General features: G+C 52.5%; 14 protein-coding genes. 11 read left to right on the top strand and 3 right to left on the bottom strand.

The window, feature by feature from the left end; all coding sequences use genetic code 11:
• The first annotated feature begins 337 nt into the window (after positions 1 to 337).
• Together EPIR_RS17065 and EPIR_RS17060 are read left to right on the top strand one after the other, a co-directional pair.
• Positions 338 to 835 (top strand): TIGR00645 family protein, encoded by a 498-nt coding sequence (locus EPIR_RS17065; protein WP_023656736.1) that lies wholly within the window; start codon positions 338 to 340, stop codon positions 833 to 835.
• A gap of 268 nt (positions 836 to 1,103) precedes the next feature.
• Positions 1,104 to 1,958 carry an alpha/beta hydrolase gene (locus tag EPIR_RS17060; protein WP_023656735.1) on the top strand — a complete coding sequence of 285 codons (855 nt, stop codon included), beginning with the start codon at positions 1,104 to 1,106 and terminating at the stop codon, positions 1,956 to 1,958.
• Positions 1,959 to 1,991: 33 nt separating this feature from the next.
• On the opposite strand, the gene EPIR_RS17055 is transcribed toward EPIR_RS17060, so the two are convergent.
• The gene (locus EPIR_RS17055; protein ID WP_023656734.1) at positions 1,992 to 2,906 is read right to left on the bottom strand and encodes a LysR family transcriptional regulator; all 915 of its coding nucleotides are present in this window, start codon (positions 2,904 to 2,906) and stop codon (positions 1,992 to 1,994) included.
• 121 nt (positions 2,907 to 3,027) lie between these two features.
• Between EPIR_RS17055 and hpxD the strand changes: the two genes are divergently transcribed.
• From hpxD to cybB, 3 genes are all read left to right on the top strand, one after another.
• Positions 3,028 to 4,062: a molybdenum cofactor-independent xanthine hydroxylase subunit HpxD gene (gene hpxD, locus EPIR_RS17050; protein ID WP_023656733.1), complete on the top strand. Its 1,035-nt coding sequence runs from the start codon at positions 3,028 to 3,030 to the stop codon at positions 4,060 to 4,062.
• A gap of 8 nt (positions 4,063 to 4,070) precedes the next feature.
• The gene (locus EPIR_RS17045) at positions 4,071 to 5,033 is read left to right on the top strand and encodes a PDR/VanB family oxidoreductase (RefSeq protein WP_023656732.1); all 963 of its coding nucleotides are present in this window, start codon (positions 4,071 to 4,073) and stop codon (positions 5,031 to 5,033) included.
• 131 nt (positions 5,034 to 5,164) lie between these two features.
• Entirely contained in the window at positions 5,165 to 5,689 is a 525-nt protein-coding gene (gene cybB / locus EPIR_RS17040) for a cytochrome b561 (RefSeq protein ID WP_023656731.1), read from the top strand.
• Positions 5,690 to 5,788: 99 nt separating this feature from the next.
• On the opposite strand, the gene EPIR_RS17035 is transcribed toward cybB, so the two are convergent.
• Together EPIR_RS17035 and EPIR_RS17030 are read right to left on the bottom strand one after the other, a co-directional pair.
• Positions 5,789 to 6,460: a hypothetical protein gene (locus tag EPIR_RS17035; protein ID WP_023656730.1), complete on the bottom strand. Its 672-nt coding sequence runs from the start codon at positions 6,458 to 6,460 to the stop codon at positions 5,789 to 5,791.
• A gap of 539 nt (positions 6,461 to 6,999) precedes the next feature.
• Entirely contained in the window at positions 7,000 to 7,821 is an 822-nt protein-coding gene (locus EPIR_RS17030; protein WP_023656729.1) for an alpha/beta fold hydrolase, read from the bottom strand.
• 311 nt (positions 7,822 to 8,132) lie between these two features.
• On the opposite strand from EPIR_RS17030, the gene EPIR_RS17025 reads away from it, so the two are divergent.
• The 6 genes from EPIR_RS17025 (at position 8,133) to EPIR_RS17000 (ending at position 14,741) form a co-directional block, all read left to right on the top strand.
• Positions 8,133 to 8,447, top strand: coding sequence for a DMT family transporter (locus EPIR_RS17025; protein WP_023656728.1), 315 nt, complete (start codon positions 8,133 to 8,135; stop codon positions 8,445 to 8,447).
• Between the two features lie 200 nt (positions 8,448 to 8,647).
• A complete protein-coding gene (locus EPIR_RS17020; protein ID WP_023656727.1) occupies positions 8,648 to 9,358 on the top strand; it encodes a PilZ domain-containing protein in 711 nt (236 codons plus the stop codon).
• 395 nt (positions 9,359 to 9,753) lie between these two features.
• Positions 9,754 to 10,287 (top strand): fimbrial protein, encoded by a 534-nt coding sequence (locus EPIR_RS17015; RefSeq protein WP_023656726.1) that lies wholly within the window; start codon positions 9,754 to 9,756, stop codon positions 10,285 to 10,287.
• A 51-nt stretch (positions 10,288 to 10,338) separates the two neighbouring features.
• Positions 10,339 to 11,022: a fimbrial biogenesis chaperone gene (locus EPIR_RS17010; RefSeq protein ID WP_023656725.1), complete on the top strand. Its 684-nt coding sequence runs from the start codon at positions 10,339 to 10,341 to the stop codon at positions 11,020 to 11,022.
• A gap of 48 nt (positions 11,023 to 11,070) precedes the next feature.
• Complete coding sequence (locus tag EPIR_RS17005) at positions 11,071 to 13,659, top strand: fimbria/pilus outer membrane usher protein (RefSeq protein ID WP_023656724.1); 2,589 nt, start codon at positions 11,071 to 11,073, stop codon at positions 13,657 to 13,659.
• Between the two features lie 5 nt (positions 13,660 to 13,664).
• A complete protein-coding gene (locus EPIR_RS17000; protein ID WP_048697986.1) occupies positions 13,665 to 14,741 on the top strand; it encodes a fimbrial protein in 1,077 nt (358 codons plus the stop codon).
• The last annotated feature ends 443 nt before the right edge of the window (positions 14,742 to 15,184 follow it).

The raw sequence follows: 15,184 nt of genomic DNA, 5'->3' as shown, positions 1-15,184 counted from the left end.
CTGAAGATATAAAGTACAGGGTCTAAATGACTTGTGGGATGAATAGAATCGACCGATCTTACGACGAATGTCCTGGTGCAACATGACATCTGCCTGGCAAACCTGTCGGCGCTGCAAAAGCAGGGCCGGTCGATGCAGAACTGACGGCTGGCGATAAGTCATTTTATTATCGAGTTCGACGCTCGCCAGTGCATCCAATAGCGCCTTTAAGACGTTACTGCTGGTGTTATCATCGTGTAAAAATCATCCGATCCCACGTTTTAACTTTCGTCCGCTTGAAAAAATTCGGCGCTCTTCGGGTATACTATGCGCCCTGTTGAATCGTCATGTGGATGCTATGGAACGTATTGTTGAAAACCTGATTTATGCTTCGCGCTGGCTGCTGGCACCGATCTATCTTGGCCTGTCACTGGGGCTGCTGGCGCTGGCCATTAAGTTTTTCCAGGAGGTGTTTCATCTGCTGCCGCATGTGCTGAGCATGGCGGAAAACGATATGGTACTGGTGCTGCTATCAATGATCGATCTGACGCTGGTCGGTGGCCTGCTGGTGATGGTGATGCTTTCTGGCTATGAGAATTTTGTTTCCAAGCTCGATCTCGCCGAGCATAAAGAGAAGCTTAACTGGCTGGGCAAGATGGATTCCGGCTCGTTGAAGAATAAAGTCGCGGCGTCGATCGTTGCCATCTCCTCCATTCACCTGCTACGGGTGTTTATGGACGCGCGTAATATTCCCGATAACAAACTGCTGTGGTATGTGATTATTCACCTGACGTTTGTGCTGTCGGCATTTGTGATGGGCTATCTGGACAGAATGTCACGCAAAGAGAAGCTGTAACCGCATGCGGCCCGGTGCTTTCCGGGTCGTCATATCCCCTGGCCCCTCGCTTTACCCGCATAACCAAACCCACGAAGACGTCAATAATCTTCCACCAGATGATGAAATAAGTGTGACGGCAGTAGCATTTTTAAGCGCTTATGCTTACTATCGCGCCACTGGGCCAGGCTTCTATATTGCTTAGCATTCACGACTCGTTTCCTGCTGAGAATTCTGTATATGCACCATGATTAGTCGCCGTCGGTTATTAATGGGAACCGGGGCATTTATGTTTGCCATAAATACTGACAGCCTGTTCGCCAGCCAGAACTTTTTCCCGCTATGGCCCAACACGCCGCCGGGCGGCGGCGGGCCAGACGGCGCGCTGCGTATTTCCGCTAACGGCTCCTGGTCCAACATCTCCAGCCCGGGCATTCAGCGTTTTGTGCCGGAAAAGCCAAACGGTAAAGCGGTACTGATCGCCGCCGGAGGGGGATATCGCTGGATCGGCATGGGGCGTGAAGGGTGGCCGGTGGCCCACTGGCTTAACAGCAAAGGCTTCACCGCCTATGTGCTTAGCTATCGTCTGCCCGGCGAAAACTGGCAGGATGGCAAAGGTGTGTCGTTACAGGATGCGCAGCGGGCAATCCGTCTGGTGCATTCAATGGAAGGCAACGTCCATCTGCTCGGTTTCTCGGCCGGTGGTCACCTGCTGGGCATGGCCGCCGCACGGCCCGATTTTGCCTCATATCCGCCCCAGGATGCCATCGATCGGCTGGTGCCGAAAGCTAACAGCGTGGGGCTGATCTATCCGGTGATCACGCTTGAACCTCCTTACACCCATACCAATACCCATTTATCGTTGGTGGGTCATCACCCAACCCCGGCAGACGAAGCGTATTGGTCGGTGCAAAACTACGTCACCCGTGCCTTTCCCCCGCTGTTTCTGGCTCAGGCGGAGGATGACCCCACTTCTAATCCGCAAAACAGCGTCATTATGCATGATACCTGCCGCCGCCACGGGGTGCCGGTACAGATGATGCGTATTTCTCAGGGCGGTCACGGGTTCGGCCTCGGCAAGGTGGGATCGCCCGCCGCCATCTGGGATGAAGCCTGGGCGGTATGGCTGGCGGCACGTCACTGATCTGCCGCCGTGCGCATCAGCATTATTCGGATGTTACCGTTGCTCCCCGGCGAGATCTTCCAGTACCTGGCTCAAGTGCTGGATCACCACTTGGGCGGCGCGTGACAGCTGGCGTTTGGGTGCTACGCACAGCGCAAGGGTGAGCGGGCGCACGGGCTGACCATGCAAAGGTACAAACGCCAGCTCACCGCTTGCCACTTCCTGCCGGACATCCAGCAGGCTTAACACTGCCAGACCGGCTCCGGCGCAGACCAGCGATTTGATCAAACGAATATCGTTACAGCTGATGGTGGATTGCGGCGTGATACCGTATCGCCCGTATAGCATCGCGGTGCGTTCATGCACCATCAGCGGTGCCGTTGGCATAATATGGCGGTTTTCGCTGATTTGGCCGAAGGAGAGCGACGGCTGCCGCGCCAGCGGGTGATCGGCAGGCATCACCACCCCAATCGGCATTTCGCAGAATGCCCGCACTTCCAGCCCGCTGTGCGCCACCGGATCCAGCAGCAGGCCAAAATCGACCTCGGCGCTGACCACCCTGCCAACGATAGTCTGGCTGTCATGCACTGCCAGATCGAAGGTCAGCCACGGATAAACTTCAGCAACCCCGGCAAGAGCATTCACCACCACGCCTTCATTGAGTGCAGCAATCAGCGCCACGCTGACGTGCCCGCGCTTCAGCCCCTGTAGTTCATCAAAGCGCTGCCGGGTGCGGTGGAATTCGCGCTGCCAGCGCCGGATATCGTCATACAGCAGCTCCCCGGCGGTGGTCAGTTTAAGCCCGGCGGGCAGCCGCTCAAACAGCTGGGTGCCCATCATCTCCTCCGCCAGCAGGATCTGTCGATTTATCGCCGAGGCAGAAACATGCAGCTGCTCTGCCGCCTTACGCAGGCTGCCGCTGGTGACTACCGCAGCGAAGTAGTGGGAAAAACGCGAGAAAGGGTCCACGGGCTGCTCCTGTACGAATTTTTGCAGAGGATGGATGCATTATCTCTGATGGACTGCAACACCTCCGAGTATCCACAATGTCCTTAACGATAACAACCGCCCGTTAATCCAGGTGACCATCATGAAAGCCAAAATGACGCCCCCGCCGCACTGCACTTTTGAACCGGATGACTGGGAACGCCTGGCACGTCACTGGCATCCGGTGGCGCTTGCCGCTGATATCGGCCAGGCACCGGTAAAAGCGGTACTGCTGGATGAACAGCTGGTGATTTACCGTGTTAATGGCCAGGTGGTGGTGGCGCGTGACGTCTGCCCGCACCGTGGCGTGCCTTTGACGCTGGGCTTTCATGACCAGGCGGGGATTATCTGCCCCTACCACGGTTTGCGCTTTGGTGAAGGCGGGCGCTGTAATCGCATCCCGTCCAGCCCCGACCAGCCCATCCCGGCGAAGCTGCATCTGCTGACTTATCCGACCGAGGAGCGCTACGGGCTGATCTGGACCTGTCTGGCACCCGATGAAGGGGCCGTGCCGTCGCTGCCGGTGATGCCGCACTGGGAAGATGCCGGTTTCCAGCAGATTGTCTGCCCGCATTTTGACGTGGCCGGATTTGCCGGTCGCCAGGTGGAGGGCTTCCTGGATGTGGCGCATTTTGCGTGGATCCATACGGAAACCTTTGCTGACCCGGAAAATCAGGCGGTTCCGCCGTATAACCCGGTCGAAACACCTTATGGTTTTAGCGTCGATTACTGGAGTTCAGTCAGTAACTATTCTGCCGACTCCGAACGCCAGGCGCCGGAGGGATTCCAGTGGCTGCGCCACTTTGAGATGCATCTGCCGTTTACCGCTACCCTGACTATTCACTTTCCGCAGCAGGAGAGGCTGGTGATTATGAATGCGGCTTCCCCGGTATCAGCCCGCAAAACCCGGCTGTTTGCGCCTATTGCCCGCAATTTTGACCTGCACATCCCGGTAGAAGAGGTGCATGCCTTCAACCACCGGGTATTTGAAGAGGACAGGCTGATGGTGGAGACCCAGCGCCCGGAGCGGCTGCCGCTTGATTTAACGCTGGAAGCCCATATTCCTGCTGACCGCAGCTCAATAGCCTATCGTCGTGGCCTGAAAAAACAGGGCTTTGGCGACTTCTTCCTCGTTTAGGGGGCATTATGCAGACCATTGAAGTGGTGGTAGATGCGCTGGCACGGCAGGGCAATAATAACCTGGCACTGACGCTGGTGAGTGCAGACGGCAGTACGCTGCCCGTGTGGCAGGCCGGGGCGCATATCGATCTGCACCTTGCCGCTGGGCTAATCCGCCAGTATTCACTGACCGGAGATCCACAGCAGCGTGACAGCTGGCTGCTGTGCGTCAAGCGTGAAGAGGCATCGCGCGGAGGATCGCGCCTGGTGCATGAGCAGCTGCGCCCCGGTCAGCGCCTGACGGCCTCTTTGCCACGTTCGCTGTTTGCGCTACAACCCGCGCAGCACACGGTATTAATCGCTGGCGGAATTGGCATTACGCCGCTGCTGGCGATGGCCGAACAGCTGGACGCCAGCGGACAGAGTTTCGAGCTGCACTACTATGTCCGGCAGCGGGGTGATATCGCTTTTCGCCGCCGTTTGCAGCAGGGTTTTCGCCACGGTAGCGTGGCGCTGTGGTCCGGTTGTGAAGGGCACAGTCCGCGCCGCACCCTGCCGCCAGCATTACAGCATCCTGATGGCCAGCGCCTCTATTTGTGCGGCCCGCAGGGGTTTATGGGCCACATTCAGCAGCAGGCGTTGCAACAGGGATGGGCAGCGGATCGTATCCACAGCGAAGCTTTTGCCGCAGTCACCGCGTTGGACGGCCCGGCTGAAGGAGAAGGCTTTACTCTCACCTTGCAGGGCAGCGGGCAGTCGTTTTACGTGCCGCCGGAGAAGAGCATCGCCGTGGTGCTGTTGGAGAATGATATTGCCGTACCGCTCTCCTGTGAAATGGGCATTTGCGGTGCCTGCCTGACGCCGGTGATATCAGGGCAGCCCGATCACCGTGATACCGTACAATCGGCGGCAGAAAAAGCCTGCACCAGCCAGCAAATCGCCCTGTGCTGTTCGCGCAGCCGCACGCCGGAATTGGTGATTGATTTGTGAAAAGCAAAATGCAGAAATCTCTGATTTATCCCGGGATCGATATGAAGAAGCATGAGCAGGAAATTATCCTGATTTCCGGGTAATAACAGGCATGCTAATGTCACCCTGCGATATTTTAAGAGACCAGGATAATGATTAAAAAATATTCAGCGCCGCAAATGATTTTCCACTGGGTGACTGTATTACTGCTGATCGTGGCGTATGCAACCATTGAATTGAGATGGATGGCGGAAAAGGGCACCTGGCAGAGAAACGCGGTGATTGTGACTCATTTCAGCGCTGGCTTTTGCGTATTGCTTATTATGGCGGTTCGGCTGTACCTGCGAACGCGCTACAAAACCCCGCCAATCGTGCCTCCGTCGCCGCGCTGGCAGACCGGGCTATCGCATCTGGTGCATAGCTGCATTTATCTGCTGTTTATCGTGTTGCCCGTGCTGGGAATTGGCTCACGCTATCTTCGTGGTAAGGAGTGGTGGCTGTTCGGCATAAGCATGCCGGTGTCAGATAATCCGGCTCCTGAGCTTGCGAAAACACTGATTGGCTGGCACGAAACCCTGGCGCCGCTCGGTTACTGGCTGATCGGTCTGCATGCGCTGGCAGCCCTGTTTCACCACTATTTCCTGCGAGACAACACGCTGAAAAGGATGATGCCGTAAAGCATGTTAATCAAGAGGGGAAAATAAGTTGAAACTATTTTCTTGGATATATCAGGTGATAGGCTCTTACGAACAGCCTGCCACCGGTCCACAGAGAGATCAGCCAAAGAAAAAATGCTTCACTTTATCGCGCACACGTCCAATATAGTCCTTCAGCGTCAACGTTTTCTGAGGCTGGGTGAGCTGATAGAATTCATCTGCAAATCTGCGTGTCATTTGTTGTACATAGCCAAGCTGTTCATTGGCACGGTGTTTGATGTCAGCAGTAATAGCCAGTGCTTCTGCTTTACTCCGACTTTTCCCCTTCATATCAACCAGTGCGCCTGTTGGTGAAGTTATGAAGAAAAAATCCTCCAAGACCACTAGAGGCATTGTGACATGATATTCCCATCGTATCCTCTCATCGGGATGGTGAAATAACAGCTGGCTGCGACAGCGAGCGAGCAGCTCTGTTTTAAGCTTTCGATCAGAATCATCCAGTTCATCCTTCCAACTTGCAAGCTCAATGGCAGGTACTTGCAGCTCTGACTCCGAGCTCTGTGGATATCTATCGTGTAACAACATGTACTTTGATTCAACGATCATGCATAACGTATTAAGATAATTAGAGACGTTATAAAGAGCTTGAGTGCATTCCGACGACAGTGTCTCCAAGCGTGAAGTGCGGATCTCTAATGCCTTTTTACTGATCTCATTGCGTAGCGTGAAGCGCGCTGCCAGCCAGACACCGGTAAGGGTGACAAGCGGTGTAATCAGATCTTTAAGCTCCATAGGGCGATTATTCCTTCGTCTTTATGGCTGTTGTAGCCATTTGCTGGGATGAGTTGTTCAACGCACCATCATTTGCAGCTGTATTTATCATAATAATAAGCTTATTTTCAATAAACTTGGCTGGTATAACGTATTTGGATAAGGTGCATAACTGCAAAGACATTTCGCGGTGTGACCAAGAGTGCGTAAGCGATCTAAACCACGGCTGATTACTATCCAGTGCAGTAATTTTGAAGTAATAATATTCTGACACGCGTGGTGTATACCTAATCTCGCTGTCAGTATAAAGGTAATCGGCTCAGATGGTTGCCCGTGCGTATCCTGCGTACCGCTTTGCTCCCTTTTGCATGCTTCCGTTAATCAACAGAAAAACGATAATAGCAAGAGGCAGACAGCGAAGAACTTTTTCAGTTTCTTCATTGTCCGTTTACTCAAATGCGTTGATTATCCCAGCCTGTGAACTTGTGGGTCGCACGGTATCGTCAATTTGTTAGCGCCCCGGCCGTCGTAGCTGGGGCACAGTGCAGCTGTGCTGTGCGTTACCTCTGCTGTAAAAACGCCAGCAGATCCTGGTTGAGCTGGTCCTGATGGGTCACCGCAAAGCCGTGCGGAGCGTTGTCATACACTTTGAGTTTAGCGTTTTTAATCATCGTGGCGGCCAGTTTGCCGGTGGTTTCGAACGGGACGACCTGGTCGTGGCTGCCGTGGATCACCAGCGTCGGGACGTCGATTTTATTCATATCCGCACGGAAATCGGTCTCAGCGAAGGCGGTAACACAGTCGATGGTCCCCTTCAGCGAGGCTAACAGCGCGATATTCAGCGTCTGCGCCAGTACACCTTGTGAAACGGTTTGTCCGGCGTTGATCCCATAGAAAGGTGTGGCGAAATCGCTAATAAACTGCGCCCTGTCCTTACGGAGTCCTGCTCTAATTCCGTCAAACGCCGATTTCTCTACGCCTTCAGGGTGATCGGCGGTTTGTCCCAAGATTGGCGTAACCGCTCCGAGCAGTGCCAGCGCGCTGACGCGTTCGCTGCCATAGCGGCCAATATAGCGTGAAACGTCGCCGCCACCCATTGAGAAGCCAATCAGCGTCACCTCGTGCAGGTCCAGATGCCTTATCAGATCGTTAATATCCGAGGCAAAGGTATCATAGTTATAACCTTCCCACGGCTGATCCGAACGACCAAAACCCCGGCGGTCAAAAGCGATAACGCGGTAACCGCGTTCGGCAAGGAAGTTCATCTGGCTGTCCCACATGTCGGCATCCAACGGCCAGCCGTGGCTGAACAGCACCGGCTTACCGCTGCCCCAGTCTTTGTAATAAATTTGCGTGCCGTCCTGAGTATTAAATGTGCTCATTGTTGTCACCTCAAAAAGTTTTTGCGGCCAGGCCGATAAAGAAAATCAGGCCGTCATATGACGGCCTACCGATCAATTTTATCAGATATGACGAATTATGCCGGTAAAGTTGGAAGGGGTGACGCCGGTCGGCGCGTTAATTTTTGCCGCTAAGTGCTTAATCATTCGATGAATAAGTCGCTGATTTTTCTTTGTGGTGCTACATGCTGTTATTAGGTTTACACTCAATGCCTTATCTGGTTGAGGACGACTTCAACATTTTCAGATTTATATGACGGGACGACCCGCTTTCTAAACTTACGGAGTCAGTGATGGCGTGGTTAATCCTGTTCATCGCAGGTATATTTGAAATTGTCTGGTCGTTCGCCATGAAAGAGTCGCAGGGTTTCTCAAAATTGTGGCCTTCAGTGGTGACCATGGTTGGCATGCTGGTGAGTTTCGGCTGTCTGGCATGGGCAATGCGCGTGCTGCCGCTGGGCACCGCCTATACGGTCTGGACCGGTATTGGCGCAGTCGGCGCTTTTCTGCTGGGTATTTTTTTCCTCGGCGAGCCAGCCAGCACCATGCGATTAATCGCCGCAGCGTTAATCATTTCTGGCCTTATCCTGATGAAAGTCTCGTCGTAGGTATTTTCCGCCGTGACCCAACAGTATCGAGACGGTATATTTATTACGTGCTTCGTCATATCGTGTATGGTTATTAACACGGGTCCGTTCGATTTATATGATGGCACGCGGCTGGATGTGGTCGCGATATTTTTAACGGAACATTTGACTTAAGTGTTTATAATATTAAAGCTAACCACATAAAGGAATAATTAGGCCAGATGCCAACATTATCTTATCGGGGAACGACCAAAACTGACCGTTACGAAATCCTTGCTTTACTACGAGAAGCGATGAAAACGAGTGGCAGCGTTGAATTTACGCTTCAGGAGAGAACGCTAAGTTGTCAGTTTCTGCATATTGATTTACAGAGTTTTAGCATTGCCTTCACGGAAGAGCTGCGCGACATCACGACTCCGCTGGAGTTCGTCATTAAAGGGAGTAATGAAAGGATCGGTTTTACTACCGCAAGGCTTACTGAACAAAACGTTCCGGGTGGACTGGCGTTTCATTTTCCAGCCGAAATCACCCTTGCCCAACGTCGTAATGAAATCAGAATAACCATCGCTGAACGCCATCGTTTCTTTTGTGAAGGGCGGTTCCGCGATGGCTTTAGCCACAGGCTGCGGGTCAAAGACCTCTCGCGCAACGGCATCGGGCTGGTTTACGACCGGCCCCTACCCGAACTCACCCGTTCAGGCATGCTATTAAAAAATATGTTGTTGATATTGGGCGATCTCGGCCAGTTTTCGGTGGATTTAGATTTGCTAAGTATTAAGGAAATTACGTCACTGGACGAGGCGGACAGAGAATGTACACATCACATCTTCTCCTGTCAGTTCCACAAACCGTCCGCTGATTTTTCGCGCAAAATGGAAGAAATCGTGATGGATATCGTTCTGGAAGATAAACGGATCAAGCGTCTGCGCTAATGTTTTCATCAGCCAGTATTTCACCTTTCCATCATCGGCAGAGGTGCGTGAGATTTAACCAAAATCGATATAATTTAGCCTGCTTGCAGGTTTTTTTTTATTTTTTCTCCCTGAGAAAGCAAAATTTCTTGTTGTTTTTTTGTAAATATTTAGGTAGGAATATTCTTAAAATCAATTGATTGTATTCTTTGATTGTTTTTCTCTATTAATAAATGCATATAACGCAATTTTACGCATCAATCAGTGAAGGGCTCCAGGGTATATTCCCAGCGGGTAGTTATTTCTCGACAGCCGTCTGCGGTATCTGATTACAAAACAGAATGAAAAGGGATGGCCGGGTCGGGACACTTACATTCGCTTAAAAATTGATGCATTTGTCATTCGTGGAGAAGAAAATGAAAAAAATTTTGTTACCTATTGCTGCCGCAGCACTGACCCTGATGGCCGCTAATGCTCAGGCCGCTAACGGTACGGTTAAATTTACTGGCTCTATCGTGAAATCTGCCTGCGATGTCACTTCAGGCGATGCCAGCAAAGAAGTGTTTATCGGTAAATACCCAACCAGCGCATTCAAAAAAGTGGGTGATGTCACGGCCTCTAAAGCCTTCACCATTAACCTGGCTAACTGTGAAAGCGGTAACTACACGCTGCGTTTTGACGGCCCTACCGTCTCTGGTAACCCAAACTTATTGGCAGTTAACGCCGCCACTGGCGTGGGTATCGAAATTCTGGATAACAACGAAAAAACGCTCCCTATTAACCAGAGCTCCGATGCCAACTCACCGTGGGTCGCTATTGCCAGCACGGACAGTCAGAGTGCTAACGGCAGCGCCGCGTTTAACCTGAAAGCGCGTTACAAATCCTATAACACCGCAGTGACTGCCGGTGATGCTAATGCCAGCTCAAGCTTTACCATCGAGTACAAATAAACGGTCATTTTTGTGCCTGCCAGGGAAGGCACACTTTAAAAGGGTTGATAAATGAGAAAGTTATTCGCTGCCACCTTGTGCTTTTTCTCTCTGAATGCTGTTGCGGGCATTCAGGTCGATCAAACCCGCGTGATTTACAATGGCAATGCGAAATCGGCTTCACTGGATATTCACAACGATCAGCCTGATACCTATATGGTGCAAACCTGGCTGGACTATGGCGACAAAAGTCAAGTTCCACAGAATATGCCTATGCAGGTGATCCCGCCGATACTCAAGCTGGCCGGTAAAAAAGAGGCCGTGCTGCGCTTTGTCTACTCCGGTAATGGATTACCACAGGATCGCGAATCCCTTTTCTGGGTCAATATACAAGAGATCCCGCCAGCACCTAAGAATGAAAATGTATTGCAGATTGCAGTACGTACCCGCATCAAACTGTTTTACCGCCCAACGGGGCTGAATACCACCTTACCGCAGCAGATTGCCGCGCTGAAATGGCAGCGTCAGGGAAATCAGCTGATGGTTGAAAATAATGGGCCGCTGAATATTACGCTTGGTGTGATCAGCCTGACAGGGGGTGCCGGTAACAAACGGGAGATCAATGCCGATATGGTAAAAGCCTTTGATCGCATCAGCATCCCACTTCCAGCCGGGGCAGAAAATGCCAAACGGCTGAACTTTACCTACATCAACGATTTTGGTGGGAATACCCAGGTGAACGATATCAGCCTGTAATGTAACGGCTGGAACCTGGCGATTGATGGCGTTGGACAGGGATATCTTATGTGGTTCGCAGTGAAATATGGAGCAGCCGCAGGTAGAAGGGGCGCGAAATTACGCCTGCTTCAGACGCTTGCCTCAACGTTGTTATTACTTGGTATCTCGTCGGCGTCGGCTGAAGAAACCTTCAATACGTCTTTTATTCACGGCGATGCCTCGGCTGTCAGCGCGTTGTCCAACGGTGATGATATTCTTCCCGGCAGTTACCCTTTTGATATTTATCTCAACGGGCAGCGGGTGGATCATAAAACCGTAGATTTTCGTAAAATCTCGCCGGAAAAACCGATTCAGGTCTGTATCAGCGCCCATGACTACCTCGCGTATGGCGTCCAGCTCAATGAGAACGAAGGAACCCCGTCAGACTGCTTCGATCTTGCCCGTCATCTTGATGGCGCTAAGCTGTCCTATGATGCCAGCGTGCAGAAAATTGATATCCTGGTGCCGCAAATTTACCTGGTGCCGGTGGCTCAAGGCTCGCTTTCACCGCGTCTATACGACCACGGAATCGACGCCGGGTTTATTAACTATAATTTCAGTGGCTCCAATAACCGTTCGCGCACGACAGGCCTTAACAGCAATAATAATTATTATTTTTTGTCTACTAACAGTGGCTTAAATCTGGGGCAGTGGCGGTTACGTAATAATGCTAACTGGCAGCAGCAGTCCGGCAAAAGCCGCTGGCGACCCATCGCCAGCTGGGCAGAAACGGACATCATCCCCTGGCGTTCGCGTTTCCAGTTGGGCCAGCGCAGCACCAGTAACGCGGTATTTGATAGCTTCCAGTTTCGAGGCGTGCAGCTTTCGAGCGTCACCGACCTGCTGCCTGACAGCCTGCGAGGCTATGCCCCGGTGATACGCGGCATCGCCCGCACCAGCGCACGTATCGAGGTTCGTCAAAACGGTTATACGGTGTACAGCACCAACGTGGCCCCAGGGCCTTTTGTCCTCAATGATATTTATCCCAGCACGTCAAGCGGCGATCTACAGGTGACGGTTTTTGAAGCCGATGGCGCGAAGCAGGACTTCAGCGTGCCTTTTTCCTCCGTCACACATATGCTGCGCCAGGGCATCTGGGACTATGCCCTGACGGCGGGTAAATATCAGGATGGGACGACGAACTACCAGCCGCGTTTTATTCAGGGCACGCTCTCGCGAGGGATGAGCCATGATTTGACGCCTTATGGTGGCGTTCTTGTCGCCGATCACTACCGTTCTGGCGTACTGGGCGTGGGGAAAAGTTTAGGCATGCTTGGCGCGGCTTCTTTTGATACCGCCTGGTCGGATACCGAATTATATAATGGCGATCGCCAGCAGGGAGCCAGCTTCCGTTTCCTCTATTCGAAGTCGCTGAATGCGCTCGGGACTCAATTACAGATTGCCGGCTACCGTTACTCCACTTCAGGTTATTACGATTTCAGTGACATGGTCAGTGAACGCTCGAGCTATGAAAATGGCCGCTACCGCAATGAATACAGTGACAATACGCAGCCCGCTCAAGGTGTGCCCGGCTGGGCGGAAGATCGGCGCAAGTACTATTACACCGAGCGCTATAACAATAAGCGCCAGCGACTGGAGCTGACGCTTAATCAGCATCTTGGACCGGTTTCGTTGTATTCGAGTATCACCAATCAGACCTATTGGGGCAGTGGTAACCGTGACCGAACCTTTCAGCTGGGGATGAACAGCGTGGTCAAAGAGATAAGTTATGGCGTCTTTTTACAGGACACGCGCAGTAACTACGGTCAAAAAGATCGCAATATCACCTTTACGCTGTCAATGCCCTTTACGGTGTTCAGCGACAGGCAGGTTACGGCGAATATGAATCTGTCGCACGGCAAACAAAGTGGCGACAGCTATAGCACCGGCGTGAGTGGTACGCTGCTTGATGACAATCGTCTGAATTATTATCTGCAAACCGGCCATTCGCGCAGCGGCGGGCAGACCAGCACCGCCGATGCGGGTTATATGGGCAGCATGGGGAATGTCGAAGTGGGCTATACCCAGAGTGAGAGTTACCAGCAGGGCACGCTGAATCTGTCGGGAGGCGCGGTAGCCCACGGTGGCGGCGTCACCTTGTCTCAGCCTTTGCAAAATACGCTTGTGCTGGTTGAAGCAAAAAATGCCCGTGGTGTGCGTCTGGAGAACCAGCCCGGTGTGGCTATCGATCGTGCCGGTTATGCGGTGATGACTTCAGCTATGCCTTATCGCCACAACCGAGTTGCCCTGCGTACCGAGGATATTGGTGCCGGGCTGGATGTACCGCTGGCCGCTAAAGATGTGGTGCCGACCTACGGTGCGATCACCCGAGTTACCTTTGAGACGCGCAGCGGTCAAAGTTTATTAATCCACTTGCAGGGAACAGAAGAGCGTTCACCGGCGATGGGTGCGGCGGTATTTAATGCGACCGGCAGCAATGTGGGCACCGTTGGCACCAACGGAAGCACCTTTGTTTCCGGCGTCAACAGCGATGAACGTCTACAAATTAAATGGGGCGACAGTGTCGCAGAAACCTGCTGGGTAACGTTACCGGCCATAGAGAGCCGCCAGACGGTGGGCTATCAGGAACTCAATCTCCCCTGCAGGACTCAATAAAAAGGATGCTTTCTATGGTTGCGCAGTTTATCCGTGGATTAACCTACTTCGGCTTCGCATTGATGATGGCGATGTTTAGTCTGTTTTCACCCAGTGCTCTGGCGCTTTCTTGCTCGGACGCATCAAGCGGATCGCTTTCCCAGGTCATCGCTCTGGATCAGGCAATCAGCGTTTCAACCGCAAACTTAACGCCAGGCACCATCCTGTGGCGCTCACCCAGCTACACCTCTACTTTCCAGTGCCGGGATAGCGAAAATTATCCAAAAGGTGAAAACGCCTACCTGTATTGGGACCCGGCCAGCCAGATGCAGGGCATTCACCCGTCAATTGAGGTAGGAGTCACCTGGCGCAGTATTGATATAAAACCCAGTTCCGGCAGCAGAACTGACGTTGGTCGGGGAACCGAATGTCGTGCGGCGTGGGGATTTTGGGGTTGGAGTTGGGGATGGGGCTGCCGACCGCCGGCGCAATCATTAACCGTGACCGTGACCTATTCTGTTTATATTAAAGCGACCGGTAGCGCTCCACCGGCTAACGGCCGTATTAACAATACAGGCCAATATGCTGTGTTTCAGGTTGACGGCTTTTATGGCCTGAACAGTACGCCCAACAGTAATTTTCGTGCTTACGTCACCGGGCTGGGGAACATTCGTTTTATCTCCTGTACCCCGCAGGTCAGTGTCGTGGCAAATAATGGCAACACGGTGAATTTTGGCACCATTCCGGCACGCCGAGCGGTGGCAGGCACCGTTGAAAAACAGATGCCCTTCTCGGTAGTGGCAAACTTAACCAACGCCGGGCAGGATTGTCAGGGGCAGGTGCTGGTTGCCAGCTTCAGTACCACTTCGCCTGTCAGCGGAACGGATATTATTTTGCCCAGCACCAACAGCGGCTTTGGGATCTCGATCTCGACGGCCAGCACACCGGGCAATTTTATTCCGTTTAATACCAGCGTGCCGCTGGGTTCAGTGAATGGCAGCGTGGTGCAGAACGATTTCATTGCCAGCCTACGCTGGCTGAATAATTCACCTCAAACAGGGACATTCAACGCCTCGGCGAATGTCGATGTCACCTTCAAATGACGGAATGACAGTTTATTAGCAGAGATCACATCGTCTGGTGATCCGGCGGACGCGCGCAGAAATCACGCTAAAAGGCGAGTCACTGTCTGCGATGCCGTCCGTCACCGGTTACAGGTTTCATCCCACTTACCATGACGGTGGTCTGAAATGAGTATGGAAGCGTTAAAAGCCCCCCCTCCGACCCTCTTATCGACTGTCACCAGTTCGTTCCTCTCATCCGATCGTGGCACTCGCCATGATGTTTCATGAGTTATAGTTTATAGAGGTAACCATTATCCTATCTCAAATAAGCATGTGATTACTCTGTAAGCCCGTTAGTGCCAATCAATGGCTAGAAATTAATAGTTTTAAACATCAGACATTCATTCATTTATGTGCATGACGTGCCCGTTTTGTGTGTATGCTTAATAAGGCAGGCGTGATGCGGCAGGTGCACAGGCCCT

It is taken from the genome of Erwinia piriflorinigrans CFBP 5888 (assembly GCF_001050515.1).
Classification (GTDB): Bacteria; Pseudomonadota; Gammaproteobacteria; order Enterobacterales; family Enterobacteriaceae; genus Erwinia; species Erwinia piriflorinigrans.
Note: the sequence above shows the minus strand (reverse complement) of the source record. Positions and strands in the feature narration are given on the sequence as shown.

Coding starts and splice junctions, on each gene's coding strand:
- EPIR_RS17065 (WP_023656736.1), top strand. CDS start 338: ATGGAACGTATTGTTGAAAACCTGATTTATGCTTCGCGCTGGCTGCTG.
- cybB (WP_023656731.1), top strand. CDS start 5,165: ATGATTAAAAAATATTCAGCGCCGCAAATGATTTTCCACTGGGTGACT.
- EPIR_RS17020 (WP_023656727.1), top strand. CDS start 8,648: ATGCCAACATTATCTTATCGGGGAACGACCAAAACTGACCGTTACGAA.
- EPIR_RS17005 (WP_023656724.1), top strand. CDS start 11,071: ATGTGGTTCGCAGTGAAATATGGAGCAGCCGCAGGTAGAAGGGGCGCG.
- EPIR_RS17060 (WP_023656735.1), top strand. CDS start 1,104: ATGTTTGCCATAAATACTGACAGCCTGTTCGCCAGCCAGAACTTTTTC.
- EPIR_RS17000 (WP_048697986.1), top strand. CDS start 13,665: ATGCTTTCTATGGTTGCGCAGTTTATCCGTGGATTAACCTACTTCGGC.
- EPIR_RS17035 (WP_023656730.1), bottom strand. CDS start 6,460: ATGGAGCTTAAAGATCTGATTACACCGCTTGTCACCCTTACCGGTGTC.
- EPIR_RS17030 (WP_023656729.1), bottom strand. CDS start 7,821: ATGAGCACATTTAATACTCAGGACGGCACGCAAATTTATTACAAAGAC.
- EPIR_RS17010 (WP_023656725.1), top strand. CDS start 10,339: ATGAGAAAGTTATTCGCTGCCACCTTGTGCTTTTTCTCTCTGAATGCT.
- hpxD (WP_023656733.1), top strand. CDS start 3,028: ATGAAAGCCAAAATGACGCCCCCGCCGCACTGCACTTTTGAACCGGAT.
- EPIR_RS17045 (WP_023656732.1), top strand. CDS start 4,071: ATGCAGACCATTGAAGTGGTGGTAGATGCGCTGGCACGGCAGGGCAAT.
- EPIR_RS17015 (WP_023656726.1), top strand. CDS start 9,754: ATGAAAAAAATTTTGTTACCTATTGCTGCCGCAGCACTGACCCTGATG.
- EPIR_RS17025 (WP_023656728.1), top strand. CDS start 8,133: ATGGCGTGGTTAATCCTGTTCATCGCAGGTATATTTGAAATTGTCTGG.